This window comes from Exiguobacterium sp. s140 (genome assembly GCF_018617035.1).
GTDB classification, from domain to species: domain Bacteria; phylum Bacillota; class Bacilli; order Exiguobacteriales; family Exiguobacteriaceae; genus Exiguobacterium; species Exiguobacterium profundum.
Genome location: NZ_JACSJK010000002.1, coordinates 493,085 through 514,503, shown reverse-complemented (window position 1 = coordinate 514,503; position 21,419 = coordinate 493,085). Strand labels below are relative to the sequence as shown.

General features: G+C 51.2%; 20 protein-coding genes. 8 read left to right on the top strand and 12 right to left on the bottom strand.

Translation table 11 applies throughout. The annotated features are described in order from the left end of the window. Nucleotides 1-41: 41 nt before the first annotated feature. Together KNO61_RS10635 and KNO61_RS10630 are read right to left on the bottom strand one after the other, a co-directional pair. Nucleotides 42-1,721: a sensor domain-containing diguanylate cyclase gene (locus tag KNO61_RS10635; protein ID WP_214873232.1), complete on the bottom strand. Its 1,680-nt coding sequence runs from the start codon at nt 1,719-1,721 to the stop codon at nt 42-44. Nucleotides 1,722-2,009: 288 nt separating this feature from the next. Then, the gene (locus KNO61_RS10630) at nt 2,010-2,840 is read right to left on the bottom strand and encodes a DegV family protein (RefSeq protein WP_214873230.1); all 831 of its coding nucleotides are present in this window, start codon (nt 2,838-2,840) and stop codon (nt 2,010-2,012) included. A gap of 160 nt (nt 2,841-3,000) precedes the next feature. Here KNO61_RS10630 and KNO61_RS10625 point away from each other — a divergent pair, with 160 nt between their 5' ends. From KNO61_RS10625 to KNO61_RS10615, 3 genes are all read left to right on the top strand, one after another. Beyond that, the gene (locus KNO61_RS10625) at nt 3,001-3,699 is read left to right on the top strand and encodes an ABC transporter ATP-binding protein (RefSeq protein WP_214873228.1); all 699 of its coding nucleotides are present in this window, start codon (nt 3,001-3,003) and stop codon (nt 3,697-3,699) included. Nucleotides 3,700-3,711: 12 nt separating this feature from the next. Continuing rightward, complete coding sequence (locus KNO61_RS10620; protein ID WP_214687310.1) at nt 3,712-6,033, top strand: ABC transporter permease; 2,322 nt, start codon at nt 3,712-3,714, stop codon at nt 6,031-6,033. A gap of 84 nt (nt 6,034-6,117) precedes the next feature. Further along, nucleotides 6,118-6,843: a DUF4261 domain-containing protein gene (locus KNO61_RS10615; RefSeq protein ID WP_214873226.1), complete on the top strand. Its 726-nt coding sequence runs from the start codon at nt 6,118-6,120 to the stop codon at nt 6,841-6,843. Between the two features lie 207 nt (nt 6,844-7,050). On the opposite strand, the gene KNO61_RS10610 is transcribed toward KNO61_RS10615, so the two are convergent. The 10 genes from KNO61_RS10610 to KNO61_RS10570 all read right to left on the bottom strand — a co-directional run bounded on the left by KNO61_RS10610 (nt 7,051) and on the right by KNO61_RS10570 (nt 17,282). Further along, nucleotides 7,051-7,377, bottom strand: a complete 327-nt coding sequence (locus KNO61_RS10610; protein WP_214873224.1) for a thioredoxin family protein — start codon at nt 7,375-7,377, stop codon at nt 7,051-7,053. Nucleotides 7,378-7,397: 20 nt separating this feature from the next. After that, entirely contained in the window at nt 7,398-8,249 is an 852-nt protein-coding gene (locus KNO61_RS10605) for a DegV family protein (RefSeq protein ID WP_214683722.1), read from the bottom strand. A 125-nt stretch (nt 8,250-8,374) separates the two neighbouring features. Next, a complete protein-coding gene (locus KNO61_RS10600; RefSeq protein ID WP_214683721.1) occupies nt 8,375-8,794 on the bottom strand; it encodes an RDD family protein in 420 nt (139 codons plus the stop codon). A 14-nt stretch (nt 8,795-8,808) separates the two neighbouring features. Beyond that, a complete protein-coding gene (locus KNO61_RS10595) occupies nt 8,809-9,885 on the bottom strand; it encodes a nitric oxide synthase oxygenase (protein ID WP_214873222.1) in 1,077 nt (358 codons plus the stop codon). 75 nt (nt 9,886-9,960) lie between these two features. After that, nucleotides 9,961-10,095 carry a hypothetical protein gene (locus KNO61_RS17390; RefSeq protein ID WP_256439554.1) on the bottom strand — a complete coding sequence of 45 codons (135 nt, stop codon included), beginning with the start codon at nt 10,093-10,095 and terminating at the stop codon, nt 9,961-9,963. 147 nt (nt 10,096-10,242) lie between these two features. Then, nucleotides 10,243-13,164 carry a type I pullulanase gene (gene pulA, locus KNO61_RS10590; RefSeq protein ID WP_214873220.1) on the bottom strand — a complete coding sequence of 974 codons (2,922 nt, stop codon included), beginning with the start codon at nt 13,162-13,164 and terminating at the stop codon, nt 10,243-10,245. Nucleotides 13,165-13,339: 175 nt separating this feature from the next. Further along, nucleotides 13,340-13,909 (bottom strand): hypothetical protein, encoded by a 570-nt coding sequence (locus tag KNO61_RS10585; protein WP_214683715.1) that lies wholly within the window; start codon nt 13,907-13,909, stop codon nt 13,340-13,342. 59 nt (nt 13,910-13,968) lie between these two features. Then, nucleotides 13,969-15,627 carry an FAD-dependent oxidoreductase gene (locus tag KNO61_RS10580; RefSeq protein WP_214683713.1) on the bottom strand — a complete coding sequence of 553 codons (1,659 nt, stop codon included), beginning with the start codon at nt 15,625-15,627 and terminating at the stop codon, nt 13,969-13,971. A gap of 14 nt (nt 15,628-15,641) precedes the next feature. Next, entirely contained in the window at nt 15,642-16,928 is a 1,287-nt protein-coding gene (locus KNO61_RS10575) for an arsenic transporter (RefSeq protein ID WP_214873218.1), read from the bottom strand. Nucleotides 16,929-16,964: 36 nt separating this feature from the next. Further along, the gene (locus KNO61_RS10570) at nt 16,965-17,282 is read right to left on the bottom strand and encodes an ArsR/SmtB family transcription factor (protein ID WP_214873216.1); all 318 of its coding nucleotides are present in this window, start codon (nt 17,280-17,282) and stop codon (nt 16,965-16,967) included. Between the two features lie 197 nt (nt 17,283-17,479). Between KNO61_RS10570 and KNO61_RS10565 the strand changes: the two genes are divergently transcribed. The 5 genes from KNO61_RS10565 (at nt 17,480) to KNO61_RS10545 (ending at nt 21,365) form a co-directional block, all read left to right on the top strand. Continuing rightward, nucleotides 17,480-18,961: a SulP family inorganic anion transporter gene (locus KNO61_RS10565; protein WP_047794989.1), complete on the top strand. Its 1,482-nt coding sequence runs from the start codon at nt 17,480-17,482 to the stop codon at nt 18,959-18,961. 69 nt (nt 18,962-19,030) lie between these two features. Next, a complete protein-coding gene (locus KNO61_RS10560) occupies nt 19,031-19,444 on the top strand; it encodes a universal stress protein (protein ID WP_047794988.1) in 414 nt (137 codons plus the stop codon). A 111-nt stretch (nt 19,445-19,555) separates the two neighbouring features. Continuing rightward, complete coding sequence (locus tag KNO61_RS10555) at nt 19,556-19,762, top strand: PLD nuclease N-terminal domain-containing protein (RefSeq protein WP_078147432.1); 207 nt, start codon at nt 19,556-19,558, stop codon at nt 19,760-19,762. After that, nucleotides 19,759-20,607 (top strand): ABC transporter ATP-binding protein, encoded by an 849-nt coding sequence (locus KNO61_RS10550; protein WP_078147433.1) that lies wholly within the window; start codon nt 19,759-19,761, stop codon nt 20,605-20,607. Before KNO61_RS10555 ends, KNO61_RS10550 begins: the two co-directional genes overlap by 4 nt. After that, nucleotides 20,607-21,365, top strand: coding sequence for an ABC transporter permease (locus KNO61_RS10545; protein WP_214687319.1), 759 nt, complete (start codon nt 20,607-20,609; stop codon nt 21,363-21,365). The genes KNO61_RS10550 and KNO61_RS10545 overlap by 1 nt, the downstream gene beginning before the upstream one ends. Nucleotides 21,366-21,419: the final 54 nt, after the last annotated feature.

Below are 21,419 nucleotides of genomic sequence, written 5' to 3'. Positions count from 1 at the left end.
TTCATACGAAAGGAGGATCCACCATTTTGGGGATCCTCCTTTCATCTGACTTCAGTCGATAGATCATGATAGTGGGCGACTCGATCTCGCCCGTTGAATTTCGCCCCGACGTACATGGCTCGGTCCGCATGTCGCAAGACCGTATCGAGGTCTTCATATTCATAAATCGTTTCAATCCCGATACTCGCTGTCACCGTGATACGCGTCCCTTCCGTTCCAAAATCATGGCGCTTCAAGGCGTCTCGTATCTTTTCACCGATCAGATGGGCGGCCGCCTCATCCATTCTCGGGAAGACGAACACGAACTCCTCCCCTCCATAGCGCGTCACCAAGTCCGTCGCTCGAACATTGCGAGTAAAGAGTTGACCTGCTTCAATCAACACCTCGTCACCGAACGCATGTCCGTACGTGTCGTTGATCGACTTGAAGTGGTCCAAATCGATCAAGAAGACAGAGAGTGGATAGGACGCCACATCGTTCAAACGTTCTTTCGTCCAACGGCGTAGCGCTCGCTGATTATGCAATCCCGTCAACGGATCCGTCAAGCTCTCATGTTGCAAACGTTTGCGTTCATCGATGCGTTCGATTGACCAAGATAACGTCTTGAGGAGACGGTTCACTTCAACCGCAATCGGAGTTTCGTATGCCCCGTTTGCCGTCGTCGATACCATGCAGCTGACCGCCGTCTCCGCTCCCCAAACGGGTTGGATGACGAGCGCCGAATGGTGTAGTTCTTGTTGCTGTTGCTGCAATTCGGGATGCCATTCATGGAGCGAGTCATAGACGAAACACGGTTCGTCCTCATCATGATACCGTTCAATCGTGAAGGCATCCGGCACACTCGGGATGACGCGACCGGTCATATCATAAAACGTCCGCTCCCCTTTTCGATTGACCTGCAACCATCCACGTTCCACTTCGACGATATCACGTAGACCGTTCCAAAACTTCTCAATCAACAGTTGCTCGCTGTCCACTCGGTACAGCTGTTCTTTCAAGCGTTCGACTTGGTCGACTCTCGATTTGGTTTCTTCCGTCTCCGTCGCTTTCGACATCGTCATCTTTAGGACAGATAGTACGAAGAACGTGACGATGAGCCCGACATAACCGAAGATGAGATACGACTCGATGGCAATCATCGCGAACAGTAGTTCGAGTGATACGACAAGCCAGTCAAAGCGAATCAGTCGCCACATAATCGGGAACGGGATCCGTTCTCCAACCATGAAGTAGGATAAAGCAAAACTCATCGTCAAGACGAGGAACAAGGTGCCTAAAAACGCCAACATCGCCACGCCCTGTTGCATCAAATGAACGGGCTCTCCGATTTGTCCACCGAGTGCGATATAGGCGAGCCCTGGCAACAGAACGAGCAAACATTCAATCACCGTGTTGAGCGGATAGAAATGAAGGAACCGTCGTCGCCCGACACGACGATTGAAGGCTCGCGCCTGAAACGTGAAGAGGAGCAGTTGCCCCATCAACAGGGCGGGTGCGAGTCCGTATAGGAAGAACGTGATAAAGACAAACATCTCATGGAACGTGAAGTGAAGATGCCTGCGCTTTAAAGGATTCATGACGAACAAAGCCCCTAGCGTATAGATGAACCAAAACAACGACCAGTCGAACGCCTCAAGGTTTTGGAAGGTCAAATACGTCACTCCCGTGAAGACGAGCACCCACGCGAGCCAGCTCCGAACTAGGTACTTCCGAAATTGCATCACCTTCCCCCCTTTTCTCGTTCATTTTTTCTAGTATGACCCGTAATGCAAAAACATTCCAGCAATTGTTTGAAAGTTGAGACAATGAAATATTGAAATGATTCCCAATTTGATGTTTTGCTTTTCTAGATGTCGGCAACAACTTGGATAAAGGGGGCTAACCATGGACTTTTCTATATTTATGATCACGTTTTTGATCATCTATTCGCTCACTATCACACTTCTCTATTTGAGGAAACAAAAGAATACGTAAAAGGGCGATCCTCGTAGGAGGACCGCCCTTAATCATTATTTCGCTTTCAAATAAGAAATTCCAATTGACCCGGATCCCGTATGCGCCCCAAGAAGTGGTGCGAGTGTATCAACTCTGATCGGAATCGTGTCACCAAGTTGTTGTTTCCACTCCTCAGCAAACTCAGGGACATTTCCGTGGAAAATCGAGACGTCCTGACATTCACCGGACTCGATTGCCGCACGCAACACTTCGAATAAATGAGCCTGCGCCTTCTTATACGTGCGGACCGTTTGATACGGGACAATCAACCCGTCTTCGAATCGGAGTACCGGTTTCAACTGAAGCATGTTCCCGATGAGCGCTTTCGATTTGGAGATGCGACCGCCTTTTTGCATCTGCGTCAAATTTTGAAGCGTCAATTCGATGCGGACGTCCTCGACGCGCTTCTTCATGTAGGCTTCCACGTCTTCAAGCGCATCGCCTCTTTCGACGCGTTCAATCAACTCCTCGAACATGAGTCCCATCGTATAGATACCTGCCCGTGAATCGAAGGCGAGCAACTTGAACTCCGCAATCTCAGCCCCTTGAACGGACGCCGAATACGTCCCACTAAGGTCAGACGATAGGTGAATCGCGATGCCCATATCGTACTCTTCTTTCAATTTTTCATAGAGTGTGACGAAATCCCCGATCGCGGGCTGACTCGTCGAGACGCGCTCTCCCGCGTCAATCCACTCGTAAACCGTTTTCGCGTCAACTTCGATTCCATCTTTATACGGCTGGTCCCCTTTGACGACATAGAGCGGGACAATGTGGATGTCAGGATGTTGCGCTAATGCATCTGGAAGGACAATCGTACTGTCCGTGATGTAAGCAATCTTCATAAAGAGTTCTCCCCTAAAAAAGTTTTTAGTACCTGGTTATATTATTTTATCACAGGTGAAGCGGTTTCACTATTTTTTCAAAACATCCTATGTGTAGCTCGTCCAATCACTTCTCGAAAAGGGTATACCTTAGATAACAAATAAAGGAGGCGTGTGTGGCATGATCGAACTACGGAACGTCAGCAAAATCTATAAGACAGGCGACGTGGAAACGGCCGCCTTGAAAGACATCGACCTCACCATCCGGGATGGCGCGTTCGTCGTGATCCTAGGTCCAAGCGGGAGCGGGAAGAGTACACTGCTCAACGTCATCAGCGGACTCGACACGGTAACCTCGGGTAAAATCACGTTCGGCGACACCGTGCTGACCAACCTGTCCCCCGAACAGATGACGTCATTTCGACGCGACCATCTCGGCTTCATCTTTCAACAGTACAATCTTCTCCAAAACTTGACCGTCTATGAGAACGTCCAAATCGGATCCGACTTGACGAAAGATCCGCTGCCGATTGATGAATTGCTCGAACAAGTAGGGCTCACAGCGGCACGTGACAAATACCCCTATCAACTATCGGGTGGCGAGCAACAACGGGTCTCCGTCGCCCGCAGCCTCGCCAAAAATCCGGCCATTGTCTTTTGTGACGAACCGACGGGATCGCTTGACGAAGAAAATTCGAAAAAAGTACTCGAACTATTGGAACAATTGAACGAGACGTATCAAAAAACGGTTGTCGTCATCACACACAATAATGGAATCAGTGAGATGGCGGACGATGTCATCAAGATGAACTCCGGTCGAATCGTGGAGGTGACCCATCATGAGACCCGGGTCGCGGCACGTGACATCCATTGGGGATAAGGGGGTGGCGACATGCTGTATAAAAACGTCTGGAAGACATTAAATCGGAAGTGGATGCAACTCCTCGCCATCGCCATCATCATCGTCATGAGTTCACTCACGTACACGATGATGTTCTATGGCATCAGTGGAATCGAGGTCCCGACCGAAGAGTATCTGGAAGAATCGAACCAAGAAGACTTTGCGATTGACATGCTCAATCGGGTGACGGAAGAAGAGTTACGCGACCCCGCTGTCGCCACGCTCGCGGAGACAGGAGCGTTCACATTGGCTGACATCAAACAAGCCGATGCGGAAGTCTTCAATCGTCTGATCGCATCGCGAATCGCCGCCGTCGAACAGGAGATGCCGGATGCCACGATTGAACTCCGTGACTTGAAAGCCATCACCTACACGTTCGATGACACCGAGCATCGGGGAATGATCGTCAAAGAATCAGACACGATCAACCGCTCCTACCTCGAAGCCGGTGATCGACCGAGCGCGAATGACGAAATCGCTTTGAACAAAAAATATGCAGAAGAGAACGGCATCGACATCGGAGACACAATCGACATCGGTAAACCGTTCACGGTGAGTGGATTTGTCCTCTTTCCGGACTACACGCTCCCCCTGTTCGATGATAACTTCTTCAACTTGGACCCAGGTTCACAGACCCTCCTCCTGATGACGGATGAATCGTTCGAAACATTCGTCGGGCAAGAGTCGTTTCGACTGTCCGGGGTGACCGATCAACCGATTAAGACCGACCTCGAGCTCCCGTTCGTCGTCTCGGTCATGGAGACGGAGAACATCATTCGAAGCGGCGCCATCTACAGCGAGATTTCATCCGGCAAGGCGATGGCGCTCGGACTCAGTCTCTTTATCGTCTCCATCGCTGTCATCATCGTCGCCATCCTGATCTCGAATATGCTCGGGGCGGAACGAGGACAAATCGGACTGTTGAAGGCGATTGGTTATAGTCGTCGGCAAATCGCATCGCCTTACTTGGTGCTCATCTTGGTTTTCGCATTCTTTATGCTCATCATCGGTTATTTCCTGGGGCTTTATTTCGCGAACCCGTTGAAAGAACTCTATCTCGACTTCTATCTCTTACCGTCCATCACCATCGCCCAAAGTCCACTTGAGTTCGTGACAGCCGTGTTCGCCCCGCTCCTCTTCTTTGCGCTCGTCGCGGGAGCCGTCATCTATAAAATTATGGGAGAGAGCGCCCTTGCCCTCTTGTCACCACGGGACAATGTCTCATTGAATCGACTCAGTCGACTTGTCAGTCGCCTGTTGAGACGGGCGAGTGGCAAGACGAAGTTCAAATATTTGTATGCCGTCAAGAGCACGGGGAGTTTTCTCATCTTCTTTCTCGGGATCCTCTTCTCGACGATTCTCATCGTTTTCGCTCTCATGATGAACGGCGCCGTCGACCGTATGACCGTTGGCGGATTGAACGAAGCGGTGTATGAATACGAGGCGTATACAGACGGGACACCGGTTTTAGAAGCGGGACAAGAACCGTTCCTCACCTATCCGTTTGCCTTTGTCGAAGATAACCTGATCACCTTGAAGGGACTAGACTTCGACAACACCTTGTTCCCACTCCAAAACGAAGATGGGGATGTGTTGACAGTTGAACCTGACGGCCTTGTCGTCTCCTCCTCACTCGCGCTAAAACTCGGCCTCGATGTGGGTCAAGACATCGATGTCGCACTCGACGGGGACACGTTGACCTATCCCATCATCGGGATTGCCGATGAATTCTCCGGGGATTTCGCCTACTTGCCCCGGACGACGTTAAGTGAACTACTCACGGACGGGGCGACGGATGACCTGTTCAACGGCATCTACGCGACGGAGCGTCCGAGCGAATCCGACTATCTGACCATCCTGTCACGTCAAGGGTTGATCGATCAGTCCGAATCGATCAATCAATATATGAATTTCATGATGAACGTCTTGATTGGCGGGGCGTCCCTCATCGCTTTCAGCATCCTGTTCGTCTTGACGGCGCTGACGGTCGAGAAGAACTATTACGTCATCTCCTTGTTGAAAGTGATGGGATATGAGAAACGGGAAGTCCGCTCCATGATTTTGAACAGCTACTTCATCTATGCGCTCATCTCTGCCCTCTTGAGCATCCCCATCGCCCTGTTGACGCTTCGGGTCATCATCGTCGTCTTTGCAGAAGATTATGGACTCGTGCTCCCACTTGAATTCGAATGGGTCTATATCGTCTATACGCTTGGCGCTGTCGTTCTCCTCTTCTTTATGAGTACGTTCATCAGTCGCCGGAAAATCGATCAAATCCCGCTTCAGGAAGTATTGAAGACATATCAAGAATAATTCATGCCAAAATAGGGCATAATAAGAGATAGACCAGGTCTCTCCTGAGGAGAGACCTGACTTTTGCAGAAAAGGATGATACACATGAATCGTACACAAGTCATGCTCGCCATTCCCGGAAACTGGTCTTCCGCAGAAGGCGTCAGCGAACAAATCAGTTTACATAGTGAAGGCTACACGATGGCCGGTCTGTTGTTGCTCGAAGATGAGACAGGGAAGGCGTTCACCGTAGAAGTCGTCGAACGTGACCCAGCCCTCGCCGAGGCGATGATTCACGCGAGTTCTGGCGGGTTCACCCCGAAAGTCGCGAAAGGAATCGCTCGTCATACGCATGTCGTCTACTTGATTGTCGACGTCAACGATTTGACAGACGTCGCCGCTGCACGTCGTGCCGCAAACGCCGTCTTAAACGCAGGTGGAGTTGGCGTCATGGTCGAGTCAGCTGGTGTCTCTTACTCGAAAGACGAGTGGCAAGAATCAAAAGAAGAAGACCTCGCACTCGACTATTCGCTTCTCACGGCTATCACAGAAGAAGAGAACGCCTATATGTCATGGGGAATGAAAGCGTTCGGTCATGCAGACGTGGCCGTACCGATGACACTCGACATTGAAGATGCCATTCACGTGATTCATTCGTTCAACTTCCACCTCATCTCCGGTGGCGCGATGTTCGGCGACGGCGACCATTTCGCCTTCGCGGACGGGCGTGCCTTCAGGGTCGAGATGGGAGAAGACGAGCGGACGACCATCGACAACTTATTGCATAACCCGTTTGGCTTGATTTATCTCGTCCCACAAGTAGCAGAATAAGAAAGAGGCTGGACATAACCCAGTAGATTCATAAGAAAGAGGCCTCCGTGAGCGAACAAGTCGCTCACGGAGGCCTCTTGTCATTTTTATGGGTTCGCGCACGCATTTCGGACTAAAAAGAGGGGTCCTGCCACCAAAAATCGGTGACCGGTCCCCTGTTTTTATCACAAATCTTTAAAATCGGCTAGTTATGTTCCAGCCTCCTGTTCACGCTCGTCTCATTTCTTGCATGCGCTCGAGTTGATGCGTCAGTTCGCCGATTGGCACGAATCGTGCCCGACGGAGCATTTCTTTCCCGTTGATGAAAAAGAGGACGACCGGAACGGTGAAGATGGAGAAGGCGCCTGCGACTTCCGGCACCTCGTCCGAATCCACCGCGACCGCCTCAATTTCCGGAAACTGATGGAGCATCTCTTCGATTTGAGGTTTCAGCGCATGACAGACACTGCATCCCGGATGTGACACGTAGACGAGCAGCAGTTCCGTGCTCGCAATCCGTTCATTCAATCCAGTCAAGGTTGTCATTGCTTCCATCTTACATTCCTCCTACTTGATTAAGCGTCGAGCCACAAGACACCGACCGTCTCGAATCCGGCATGTACCGCAATCGAAGGACAGAATCGAGTCCGTACGACTTCGAGACCTGGTAGTTTCGACTCGATGAGTGCGACGAGGTCATCTTGCATATTCGGTGCGAGAGCCGTCTGAACGAACACCCGATTGTCCTTCACACCGTTTTCCGCATGACGACGTTCGAGTTCACCGACCATCTCCGCATAAGCCTTCTTCAATGAACGGGCCTTTTTGAACGGGATGACTTTCCCCGTCTCATCGAGGGTGATGATCGGCTTGATGTTCAAGATGTTCGCAAGGAACATCTCACCGGAAGAAACGCGACCGCCTCGGCGCATCGTCTCCATGTTTCCGATGATCATGAAGAAGTTCTTCTTATCGCGCCATGCTTCGAGAAGGGCGACGATTTCCTCCACTGACTTACCTTCGGCTTCAGCGGCCTTCCCGATTCGGACGAGTTCTTGTTGCGCCTCGAGTGCGGCATGCGAGTCGATGGTATACACGGTAAAGTCAGCCGCTTCGGCAGCTGCTTTCGAATTTTTCGCCGTACTGCTCAATCCATTCGAGCAATGGACGGCGATGGCACAATCATATCCCTCTTCTTTCAAGCGTTCGTAGCGGGCGATGAAATCTCCGAAGATCGGTTGTGACGTCTTCGCTTCTTTCTTTTGGTCAATCATATACCGATGTAGGTCTTCGAGAGAGAGTTTGGTTTCACTATAGCCGTTCCCGTCCACGATCAATTGAATCGGAACGATATCGACACCGAGACTTGCTGCCTCTTCTTGAGAGAAGTTGGCCATACTGTCGGTAATCCATGCGATTTTTGTCATAACTAAAAAGCCTCCAATAGTCGTTCATTTTTGTCCAATCCCATTATACCTTATTTCCCGCCGCTATTCCTACTCGACCGAACGGGACGAAAAAACAGAGCGACACACGGTCGCCCTGCTCCTCTTCATTTGGTCGAGATCAATTTTGTATGGGCGAACTCATCATGCGGCAACTCGAGGTCTTTATTCGACTTCATCTGTTGGAGTGCACGGATGAGCGGAATCCCGAGCGTCGCCGGATAGACGACATCTTTATAGAGTGTCCGTTTGACGACTTGCTCTAGTGAAAGCGGGCGTCCGTCCGCACTCACGACTCGAATGCCAACGACGCGGTCACCCAATGTCTGACCTTTTTGATACAACATACAGTACACTTCACCTGCCATCGTCACGACGGTCGGCAAGTAATACCGTTTCACTTCCTTGTCTGGCCAAATCTTTTGACGGACGGCCTTTTCAATCAATTTCGCCGGTGTCTGAAAGACGAGTTGGTCGATTTGACCCGCGACGGCTCGTTTCCAAAGCGGGACTGCCACAGCAATCATCCTTTCTCTCGGTTCTAGCCTTTCAATTCCTCTTTTACCGGCTGACGAAACCCTGAGAACGGACAACCACTCCTTGCGAACAAGTTCGGTGTCTTGATCTGATTGTCGTAATGCTCGTGAAAAACGTGCGTCGTCGCAGGAGAGAGCGGCGGGATGAGCCAACTCCATTGCCCGGTGACGTCACGCCCCGCGTCCCGTTCGTTTTTTTCGAACCGCTTGAACTGTTTTGCAGCCGTATGGTGGTCGACAATGGTCACACCTTCCCGCTCGAACGATTGCAGGACGGAGATGTTCAATTCGACGAGTGCCCGGTCGCGCCAAAGCGACCGCTCTTTCGTCGTATCGAGCCCGAGTGACCGTCCGACGAGCGGCAACAAATCATAACGGTCCGTATCGGCCAAATTCCTTGCCCCGATTTCCGTCTCCATATACCAGCCGTTAAACGGGACCGAGGTAAACCGTAGACCTCCGATCTCTAGTTCCATATCCGCAATCGCTGGGACTGCGTGCCATTTGATGGTCCGTCCGTCAAACAAGTCCACATCCTCGTGCCGAATGTCCACCTCAAGCACGGCCTCACTCGGCAACTCAAACAAGCGGACGTCTCGCCCGTCCGTGATCATGAGCGGGAGGATATCGAACGGCGTGCCGGCTCCGACCCATCCGAGTTCGTTCGCGCGCTTCGTCATCGTGACGGACATCGGGTCTCCGATGATTCCGTCAGGTGTCTCATATCCCGCGTACCGAATCAATTGTGTGTTCAATAGTTTGAACTCGTTCGGAAGAACCGTCATCGTCGAACGGATTTTTCCACCGTTCGTGGCGAACCGAAGGTGGTCGACAAGATGGGTGTAGACAGCCTCAAACGTATCGGCGTCCCGTGCGTCAATCACATGGAGTGTCTGCCAAAACAAGCGGCCGATGCAACGATTCGAATTCCGCCACGCCACCTTGGCACCCTCACACAACTCTTCCGTCGTCAACGAATAAGTGCCCGTGCGCTCAATTTCATCTTTGATTTGTCGGAGGCGTTCGGACGGGTCGTCACGCCATTGCCGCATCCAGTCGCTCGCTTGTTCATACAGATTCATATCTAAGATCTCCTCACTCGATTCTCTCTTTCTCCATCTTAGAGAAAAGGAGACCCCTGTTTCAACTATCTATTCTCACACGCGACACGTCGGGTACTTAGAACCCCTCTGCTGTTGAACGAGTTCGATATAGTCGGTGACTTCTTCGTCTCCGCTCACTATCCGTGACGTCACCATTGACGCGATGAATCCATTTTTGAAAATCGCCATACAATCTCTCCTTTCGAAAGAGATGGAAGTTTCAAATGGAAATTCTCTTGTTCACACAAAATGACTAGTTGATAAAGCAATAATTACCAATTCTTCATCATTGTGCCATTAGAAAACCCCACTTGTTTTTCAAAGTGGGGTCAATGATTAGTTCCGTTCGAGGACGAACGTCTTGTATGCAGGCACGCTTACTTTTCCAGTCGCGCGCTTGATTGTCTTCGTTCCGGCACGGTCGCCATCGACAATCACGTTCCAGTTCCCTTTTGGAAGGCTGACTTGGACATTCGTCGGGTTGGCGTTATGCGTGATGAACAAGTCGTTCTTTTGACCCGGTGCATCTTCGTCAATCGTGTACGTGATGACGTTCGCTTCCGCTTTGTGGAACGTCAAGAATCGTTTCACATCGCTCGCTTTTGTCATCCGAAGACCTGGGTTGGCTTTACGCATCTCAATCAAGCCTTTCATGTATTGGACGTCCGCCTTCCGGTCGGCTGCTCGTTTCCAATCGAGCTGGTTGATCGAGTCCGGTGATTTGTACGAGTTGTGGTCGCCTTCCTTCGTACGCATGAACTCTTGTCCTGCGTGAAGGAATGTCGTTCCTTGGCTCGTCAAGAGAATGCTCGAGGCGAGACGATGCATTTTCGTTTTATTCACTTCAGACGCGATCGGGTTCGTCAACGTCAATTTATCCCACAACGTATGGTTGTCATGAGCTTCGACGTATGTGATCGCTTGCGTCGGTTCTTTTGTGAATCCTTTAATCGTGTCGCTATATGCGATCTCACCGACGATTCCCGTCTTCACTCGATTTTCCATACCTTCTTTTCCGTTGATGAAGCCTTTGTCCTCATCGTAGAAGACGCTTCCTTTCAAGCCGTCGCGGATGTTGTCATTGAAGTGGGCGATGCCCGGCATGTCGTAGGCATTTTTTTGATTTGCTTTTAATTCAGCATCGAGCGGCGTACCGAGGTCCCATCCTTCTCCGAAGACGAGAATCGACTTGTCGACTCGATTCAACTCCGAACGAACTTTGTTCATCGTGTCGACATCATGGATTCCCATCAAGTCGAAACGGAATCCGTCCCAATGATACTCTTTTGCCCAATAGACGACAGAGTCGACGATCAGTTTTTGCATCATCGCCCGTTCAGATGCCGTATCGTTTCCGACACCTGTACCGTTGGCGAAGTCGCCACCTTCTGTGTAACGGTAGTAGTAACCCGGTACAATTTTGTGCAAGTTCGACGCCTGCGCATCGAACATGTGGTTGTATACGACGTCCATGACGGCACGTAAATTGTTGTCATGTAACCCTTGAATCATTTGTTTCATTTCCATGATACGTACTTTCGCATCGTAAGGATTTGTTGAATACGACCCTTCTGGTGCATTGTAGTTTTTCGGATCGTATCCCCAGTTGTACGTCGCCATCGGATTCGTCTCATCGACGGAGGCCGTGTTGAAGTCATAGACCGGAATGAACTGAACGTGTGTCACGCCGAGGTCTTTGACATGGTCAAGTCCAGTCTTCGTTGCTGTTTTCTTTCCGTCAACGAGAAGACGTGTTCCTGGTTCGATGACACCGAGGTACTTGCCTTTGTTTTGGATGCCTGAGTCGTATTTGTCCGTCTTCACATCGAAGATCGAGAAATCACGGACATGCGTCTCATAGATGATTGCATCCGTCGATTGTTTCAACTTCGGTTTCATTGAATTCCAACGTTTTGGATCTGTCTCTTTCAAATCGACGATGACACCTTGGTCACCGTTCACGCCGACAGCCGTCGCATACGGATCGACTGCACGGACCTTCCCTGTCGCATGGGTCACTTGGTACGTATAGCCGATGCCGTCTAGGTCACCCCGCACTTCTGCCACCCACGTGCCGCGTTCACCGCGTTTCATTTGAATCACTTTCTTCAAATCTTTATCATTTGTTGGTCGGTTCGTCGGCATGTTCCATAGTTCGAGCTCGACTTGTTGAGCCGTCGGAGCCCAGAGAACAAATTTCGTTTTCGACTTTTGGTACGTGACACCGAGTTTACCGTCATATGCATATTTCGCATCGAATTCTTTCGAACGAAGAACTTTGCCGGCTTGGAGCGTCTGTTCTCCAAACTCCGGGTGCGAAGCTTTGATGACTTTCGCTAAGTCGATGTCTGACTTGAATTGAATCGTCACCGACTTGTCGCTAGCCTTTTCAATCGATTCCACCGTTGCCCCGTCCACGCTCAATTCATCGATGAACGCATCCGTGATGACACGGTTCGTTGTGAGTGTCGCTTGACGGAACGTGTCCGCCGAGAACGAGACAAGCTTCGGAGAACGATCGATTTGAGGCTCTGAATAGTAGATTGTCGAATCTCCTTCAACGAGCCAAATCTCTTTTGCAGACCCGAGAACGAATCGGTCTTCCCCATCCTTCTCCGTCCATTCTCCTTTTTTCGTGATCAAGCCCATGAGTCTCTTCGATTCTGGGTTGGCGAGTTTCACGTTCGCGACGGCACCGAAATCATCAGCCCCATCGAATGCGATGCTCTGTCCGTCCCCACCGTCTGGCCAAGCCCAAAGACCCCAGTCCGTGTATGTATTGTCGTAACGGAAATAATGAACTTTCATATCGATTTCCGTCGAAGCCGTCTCCCCGTCCGGGTTTGACGTATAGATAGTCGGGTCGCCCGACTTGATCCACACTTCGGCGACGCCATCTTGAATCATGTCGCTCGTGATGAAGCGGTCATTTTCAGACCCCTTATCTTTGTCCCAGTTGTCCGTGCGGACGATGAGACCGATTTTTTCAGGTGAGTCGACCGGAAATTCGTAAGCCGCCACCTTTCCGAATGCATCCTCCCCGTTGAATGTGAAGCCTTTGTTCGGGAAGTAATCTGGGCCATTCGCCCAAAGCCATAAGTTCCAATCCTTTTCGTTATCCGGCGCCTCTTGATAATGGACGACGACAAGTGTCGACTTCCCTTTGTCTAAAGCGGACGTCGGCATCGGAAACATTGACAGAATTAGTGCAAACGTTAGCACAACTGCCCATACGGGTTTCCACTGCTTTTTGACCATGAGGGTCCCTCCTTGTAGCACTATTTTAAGAAAACGCTTACACAAAAATTGTAAACGGTTTCCTTGAGTGAAGCAACGTTATTTTAGAAAAGGGTCAATTGGCATTATTTTCTTTACAACCTGTCTAAGAAATATGAACTAAAAAGACGGATCCCACTCATCATCACAGAATCCGTCAAAGTTTATTCCATTCTTCGAGCGACTCCAAGTAGTGAAGATAGCTCATCTTGATTTCTTCATCTGTTAAGTCCGCTGGTAAGAGGGAACGTGGGACTAGACCTGTGAACTTGGCGCCTCCGACATGTGCAAAAATATAAGAGGCGACTTGCTCTGACATGTCTCTTGTCAAAAAACCGGTCACATACTTCCCATCCTTGCTCTCGAAGACGATGTCGAGTCGGCGACCTTCCTGTTCATCGATAATCAACTGATTGTAAAGTCGATGTGCCTCATCTTTGTGCTTATATACCATCCCACGCCTCGCATTGTCATCAATCTCCCACTGATGGTCTTTTCTCTCTTTCGCCGTGAAGACTTTATCGAGCATTCTTGGGTCATCAATCGTTAAGCAACAAAAGATATGTTCATACGACAGTTGATCGTCGTTCACCAAGTCCATGATGTCCGTCTTCGGGATAATTCTTGCCTTGTAGCGCACCATGACACGACGGACGACTTCTTCTTTGTCAAAAATGAGCCACTGCTTCCGTCGCTCAAACTTCTCATGTAACATCTTATAATCCATCCGCTTCACCTCACGTCCAGCATATCAAAAAACGACGCCCGCAATGGACGTCGTCTTGCTCAGTTCCCGTATTTTTTGAACAACTGATAGTTCTTATTTCCACCTGACAAGTTGTACACGTCGGTGAATCCGAGGTTACGAAGCACGTTCTGGGCCGCGTTCCCCGTCACCCCACCGTTACAGTAGACGACGGTCGGTTTGTCCTTGTCCATGTCTTTCGCCGCTTCCCGGAGGTTGCCGAGTGGGACGTTGACCGCACAATCGACACACGCCTTCTCGAACTGTGAAGCTTTCCGCGTATCGATGATTTGCATGTCTTCCCCGGCATCGATTCGCATTTGAAGCTCGGCCGGTGTGATGAGTCGCGCCGCCTTGTCGATACTGTTCGACAGCACCATCCCTGTGTACATGACCGGATCTTTCGTCGTCGAGAACGGCGGTGCGTAGGCGAGGTCGAGATGGAACAAGTCGTCGACTTTCGCCTTGAGCGTGATGGCCGTGACGAAGACGTCGATTCGTTTGTCGACTCCTTCAAATCCGACGATTTGGACGCCGAGCAGTTGACGTGTCGTACGGTCCGCGATCGCTTTGATCGTCATATCTTTCCCACCCATGTAAGCAGGCTTATCCGGCTTCGTATTATGAAGCACCTCGATATCGTATCCGAGTTCGCGTGCTTCTTTTTCGGCCAGCCCCGTTTGTGCGACGGCAAGTCCGAACACTTTGAAGATGCCCGTGCCGAGAATACCGCGATGCTCGAGATGACCGCCCGTGATGACGTCCCCAGCGGTCCGCCCCATCTTGTTCGCTGTCGAACCAAGCGGACGCCAAATCGGTTTGCCTGTTACGATCGAGAAGCTCTCCGCGACGTCTCCTGCCGCATAGACGCCTGGGATGTTCGTTTCCATCCGCTCATTGACGGCAATCGCACCCGTTTCACCTAGTGTGACTCCCATCTGCATGGCGAGCTCGACGTTCGGACGGACTCCGACCGACAAGATGACGAGGTCGGTCTCAATCGTCTTCCCACTCTCCGTGACGACCCGTTCGACATGTCCGTCGCCAACGAGTTCAGTCACGGTCTCCCCGAGCATGAGCTCGATTCCATTCTTCTCGAGGTGCTCCTCGACGCGACACGCCATGTCCTTGTCAAGTGGCGGCATCACTTGTTGTACACGTTCGATGATGGTCACGTCCACACCGCGAAGCTTCAACTGTTCTGCCATCTCTAGACCGATGAAGCCGGCCCCGATGATTGTCGCGTGTTTCGGGTCTGTCGAATCGACGAAGGAGCGTGTCGCCTCCGCATGTTGGATGTTTCGAATCGGGAAGACATTATCCGACTTCACCCCTGGAATCGGTGGGATGATGCTTGACGCACCCGTCGCGAGGACAAGGACGTCATAGGCGTCCGTGAACGTGACACCCGTCTCTAAGTTTTCAACCGTCACCGTCTTCGCGTCTTTGTCGACAGCTGTGACGTTATGGCGTGTCATGACGTCGATGTTGTAGCGCTTCTTGAAGAAGGCCGCATCGCGCGGTGTCAAATCGTCACGTGACTCGACTTCTCCGCCAACGTAGTAAGGAATCCCACAACCAGAGTACGAGATATCGTAATCTCGATCGTAAATCGTGATTTGTGCGTCTTCGTTGTTCCGACGCGCTTTCGCCGCAACCGATGTCCCTGCAGCGACTGAACCGATGATGACTAGTTTCATATATAATCCACTCCTCAATAAACTAATAAGCTGATGTATAGGCCGAGCAACGTGATAGCCAATGTCGGAATCGTCAAGATGATCCCGACTTTAAAGTACTGTCCCCATCCGATTTTGAGGCCTTTCGTACGAAGGACGTGGAGCCATAGAAGCGTCGCTAGCGACCCAATCGGGGTAATCTTTGGACCGAGATCGGAACCAATGACGTTCGCATAGATTAACGCTTCCCGAATCTGTCCGGTCGTATGCGTCAAGTCGATAGCGAGCGCATCAATCATGACGGTCGGCATATTGTTCATGACCGATGACAAGATGGCGGCCAAAAAGCCCATCCCGAACGTGGCACTGAAGCTGTTAACCGCGAACCAATCGATAAAGTTCGCCAATACTTGAGTGAGTCCGGCGTTTTGTAAACCGTAGACGACAATATACATCCCGAGCGAGAAGAAGACGATGGCCCACGGTGCACCTCTCACGACTTGAGTCGTCTGTACCGCTGACGAGCGATTTGCCATCACGAGGAAGAACAAGGCGATGACACCCGCGACGAGCGAAACGGGGATTTCAACTAAATCACTCGTGAAGTACCCGATGACCAGTAACCCGAGTACGACCCACGATAAGCGGAACATCGTATGGTCTTTAATGACGGACGAAGGTTCAGCCAACTGTGAGGCGTCATACTGTTTCGGGATGTCTTTTTTGAAATATAGATACAAGACGAGCAGACTCCCCGCGACCGCGAACACGTTCACGAATACCATCCGCGCGGCGTACTCGGCGAAGCCGATATCAAAGAAGTCGGCTGAAACGATGTTGACGAGGTTCGAGACGATGAACGGGAGACTCGCCGTATCGGCGATGAATCCGGATGCCATGACGTATGCCAAGACGATCGTGTCCGGCAGTTTGAGAGCCCGGACCATCGCTAAGACGATGGGCGTCAAAATGAGCGCTGCCCCGTCGTTCGCAAACAAGGCCGCGACGAGCGCACCGAGTAACGTGATATAAACGAAGAGCTTCACCCCTCCACCTTTGGCGATTCGCGCCATATGTAAGGCGGCCCATTCAAAAAATCCAATCTCGTCTAAAATGAGCGAAATGATGATGATTGCGATAAAGGTGAACGTCGCGTTCCAAATGATGCCCCACACCGTGCCGACGTCGTCAAGATTGACGACGCCCGAAATGAGGGCGATGACGGCCATCCCCATCGCCGAGTAACCGATGCCGAGGCCTTTCGGTTGCTTGATGATGAGAAATAGCGTCACAAGAAAAATTAAACTAGCAATCCACTGCACAATAAGTTCCTCCTATAGTCTCTATTGTCTCTCTCCTTACATTGCACAATCCGGCTCACAATCACAGCTCGGTCCGACGGTTTCTAGATTGGCTAACAACTCCATGACGAGCGGATAAAAGGGGCTCGTCTCGTTCAATCGGTAATGAATCCACTGTTTGTCTCGACGTTCTAACAGTAGTCCCGCCTGACGTAACATTTTCAAATGACGGCTAATCGCCGGTTGCGAGATATCGAAACAGTCGACGAAACTACACGCACACTGCTCGCCTGCCTCCATTTGTTTCAACATCGTCAATCGGGTCGGATCCCCGAGCACCTTGAGCACCTTGCTCAATTCTTCAACGGCATACATCTTCTCCCCACCTTTCATATAACAAATTCGTTATATAACCTGTACGTTATGAAATTACCATAGTTTTATACGTGAAGCAATTGTCATTTTGGACTCAATTCGATATGATGAAACACGTTGAAAATGAACGGATTCCATTATTTTGATTTTCGTGAGACTCGAAAATCAAATCATTATAAATAGAAAGGTGTGTTCTTTTGGAAAGATTGAATACGTTGAAACATGAATGGTTCGGAAATGTCCGGGCCGACATTTTGGCCGGGATCGTCGTCGCCTTGGCGCTCATCCCGGAAGCCATCGCCTTCTCCCTCATCGCGGGAGTCAACCCGATGGTCGGGCTCTATGCCTCCTTTATTATCGCGATGATCATCTCCGTTGCCGGAGGTCGTCCGGCGATGATCTCGGCTGCGACCGGTGCGATGGCGCTCGTCGTCGTCTCGCTTGTCGCCGACCATGGGCTTCAATATTTACTGGCCGCTGGTATTCTGACCGGAATCATCCAAATCGTTCTCGGTTACCTCGGCATCGCCCGTTTGATGAAATTTATCCCGCGTGCCGTTATGGTCGGATTCGTCAACGCGCTCGCCATTTTGATTTTTCAGGCGCAACTCTCTAACTTTGAAGGAGAGAGCTGGATCATCTGGGCAATCGTCGCCGCCTCGCTCGCCATCATCTTCTTGTTCCCACGTGTGACGAAAGCTATTCCGGCACCGCTCGTCGCCATCGTCGTCATGACGGTCCTCGCAATCACGCTTGGACTCGACACGAAAAACATCGGGGATATGGGAACGATCTCAGCGACGCTTCCAGACTTCTTGTTCCCAGACGTGCCATTCACGCTCGAGACACTCATGATCATCTTGCCGTACTCGATTTCACTCGCCTTCGTCGGCTTGATCGAGTCGCTCTTGACGGCTCAAATCGTCGATGACATGACAGGAACGGACTCGAACAAAAACCGCGAATCGCGCGGACAAGGCATTTCGAACATCGTCGCCGGATTCTTCGGTGGGATGCCAGGATGTGCGATGATCGGACAATCGGTCATCAACGTCTCGTCTGGTGCCCGTGGTCGACTCTCGACATTCACAGCCGGACTTGCCCTCTTCATCATGATCATGACGATCAGTGACGTATTGATGCTGATCCCGGTCGGCGCGCTCGTCGGGGTCATGTTCTTCGTCTCGTACGCGACGTTCGATTGGGGTTCGCTCAAAGCGATGCGTACCGCACAAAAGTCGGACACGGTCGTCATGCTCGTCACGGTACTCGTCACCGTCTTCACGCATGACCTCTCTCTCGGAGTGCTCGGTGGAATCTTGACGGCTGCCATCTTGTTCGCCGCTAAAATCTCGAAAATCGACCTCGGTCGAAGCGTCACGTCCGACCGCGCCGACTATACGGTCAACGGACAGCTCTTCTTCGCCTCGACGTCTGAATTCGTCAATCAGTTCGATGTGGCAGAAGACGCGGAAGCGGGGATCAAACACGTCACGATCGATTTTGCGAACACGCATCTGTGGGACGACTCGGCCATCGGCGCCATCGACAAGGTCGTCTTCAAATATCGCGAAGTCGGCATCGAACCCGAATTGCTCAACTTGAACAAAGACTCGGAAAAACTGCTCAACACGCTCGCCCTTCACTTGAAGCAACAAGACGCGAACGCAGGGCACTGATTCACCGTTCCCCCGACTCGTGAAATCACCTATACTAAAAGTAGAATGTGCGAAAGAGGAGGAGTTTTCATGGGAAAGGTATTTTTAGCGGCAGACGGTTCTGCCCACTCGAAACGTGCGCTTGAAAAAGCGATTCAGCTCGCAAAGGCGTCGAATGCATCGATTGACATCGTACACGTCATCAGTGCGAAAGAATCGAAAGAAGCGGCCCTCAATTCGACAGGAAAGATCGACTTGGAGACGAAGCGAAAGCAGATGCTCAAGCCATTGTTCGACTTGACGGAAGCAGAAGGCATAGCCTACGAATACATCGAACTTCGTGGGGAGCCGGACGTCGAGCTCGTCAAATATGCGAACCATGAGCCGTACGAATATGTTGTCGTCGGATCACGCGGATTGAACACGTTCCAAGAGTTCGTGCTCGGTAGCGTGAGTCATAAACTCGCCAAACGTGCTCTCGCTCCTGTTATTATCGTGAAATGATGCATCGTCCCCATCTCCGTCGTGAGATGGGGATTTTTTGTGTCACATACAGGGGACATACCGTTCATGTAGAATGTTTTAAAGACAGCTAATTCAAAGGAGGTTCTCGCGATGGACATCGCAAATGACCCGAATACCCTTTTTCTCATCTTACTACCTGTTTTGATTTTGCAACTCATCCTGCTCGTCGTCGCCTTGATTGACTTGTTCAAACGCGACATGACGAATGGCCCGAAATGGGTATGGCTTCTCGTCATCGTCTTCATCAACATACTCGGCCCAATCATCTACTTCTTATGGGGACGGACTCCGCGATGAACATCACACATGTAACGAAGCGATTCGGCTCCTTCACGGCGCTCGATGATGTCAGTTTCGAATTACGACCGGGTTGCACGTCCCTCCTTGGAGAAAACGGTGCCGGGAAGACGACGCTTTTGAACTTGCTCGCCCGCGTCACCGAACCGACAAGTGGCGATATGACCGGACACGAACGTATTCGGATTGGCTATTTGCCTCAGCGCCCTGCCCTCTATCCATCGTTGACTCCCGTCGAGACGATTCGGTATGCCGCTGAATTGACGGGGACCAAACACGTCGAGCCGATTCAACTATTGAAACGAGTCGGGCTCGAACCGGTCGACCGGCCGGCAGCGAACTTATCGGGAGGGATGCGACAGCGTCTCGGGATTGCCCAAGCGCTCGTCCATGACCCGGAACTCTTACTGCTCGATGAACCGGTCTCGGCACTCGACCCACGCGGTCGACGAGAAGTACTCGATCTATTAAGTGACTTGAAACGAGAGCGAATGATCCTGTACTCGACGCACGTCCTGCCGGATGCCGAAGAGGCAAGTGACTGGGTGCTCCTGCTTCGCCAAGGCAAATTGCTCATGGAAGGAACCGTGACCGACCTGCTCGGTTCGAAGTCGACCATTGAGTTGCGTCTCTTTGATGATCAGACGAGTGAAGCAGACTGGACGCAGTTAGAAGGCGTGACCCGAACAACGAAACGTGGTTCGACGTGGACGTTTGAGTCAACGGACCGGAATCTCGCCGAACGGGCGATTTTGCGGCGCATCCTGGAACGGAATCTCATCATCCAATCACTACACGTCGGGCACCCGTCACTCGAATCTTTATTCTTGGAGGTGAACGCCTGATGCGTACCGCAATCTTTAAACAGGAATGGCGAGAGTCATGGTCGAACAAACGACTCATTTGGATCCCAATCGTGCTCATGCTCCTTGCCTCGATGCAACCGCTCACGCTCTATTTCTTACCGGATATCCTCGCCTCCGGCGGCAACTTACCGGACGGCGCCGTCATCGAGCTCCCGACGCCGACACCAGAAGAAGTATTGATTTCAGTCAGTGAACAGCTCCGTCAAATCGGACTTCTCGTCGTCTTGTTGTCGGCGATGCACACGTTCAGTCATGAGCGGACGAACGGGACGCTCGCCTGGCTCAAATCGTTACAGATTCCGACGTCTCGCATCGTCGTCAGCAAATGGGCCCATTACGTCCTCTTGACGGTCGGTGGCCTCTTACTCGCCCAATTAGCGGCGGCGTACTATACGGTCATTCTTTTCGAGCCGTTTGATGTACCCGCATTTCTCGTCTCGACGGCACTTCTCGTCTGTCATTTCGTCGTTCAGCTCTCCATCTTCATTCTCCTCGCTGCCATAATTGAGAGCGGGGTCGTCGCGGTCGTCTTGACGCTCGGTCTCCATTTCGTCATGTCGCTCCTCATCGGATGGGTCGACCTCGATTGGATGCCATGGATGCTCGGTCCACAATCGAGCCAGGTGCTTCTAACCGAAGTGGATCTCGTGTGGCCACTCGTGACGGGAACCGTTGTCGTTCTCCTCTCCCTTTTCGTGGCATCGAAACGACTTCGATTCATGAGTCATTCGGCGTAAACGTCTGACCTCACAAATGATTCATTTGCCACTATCTTCCCTTGGATAAAAATG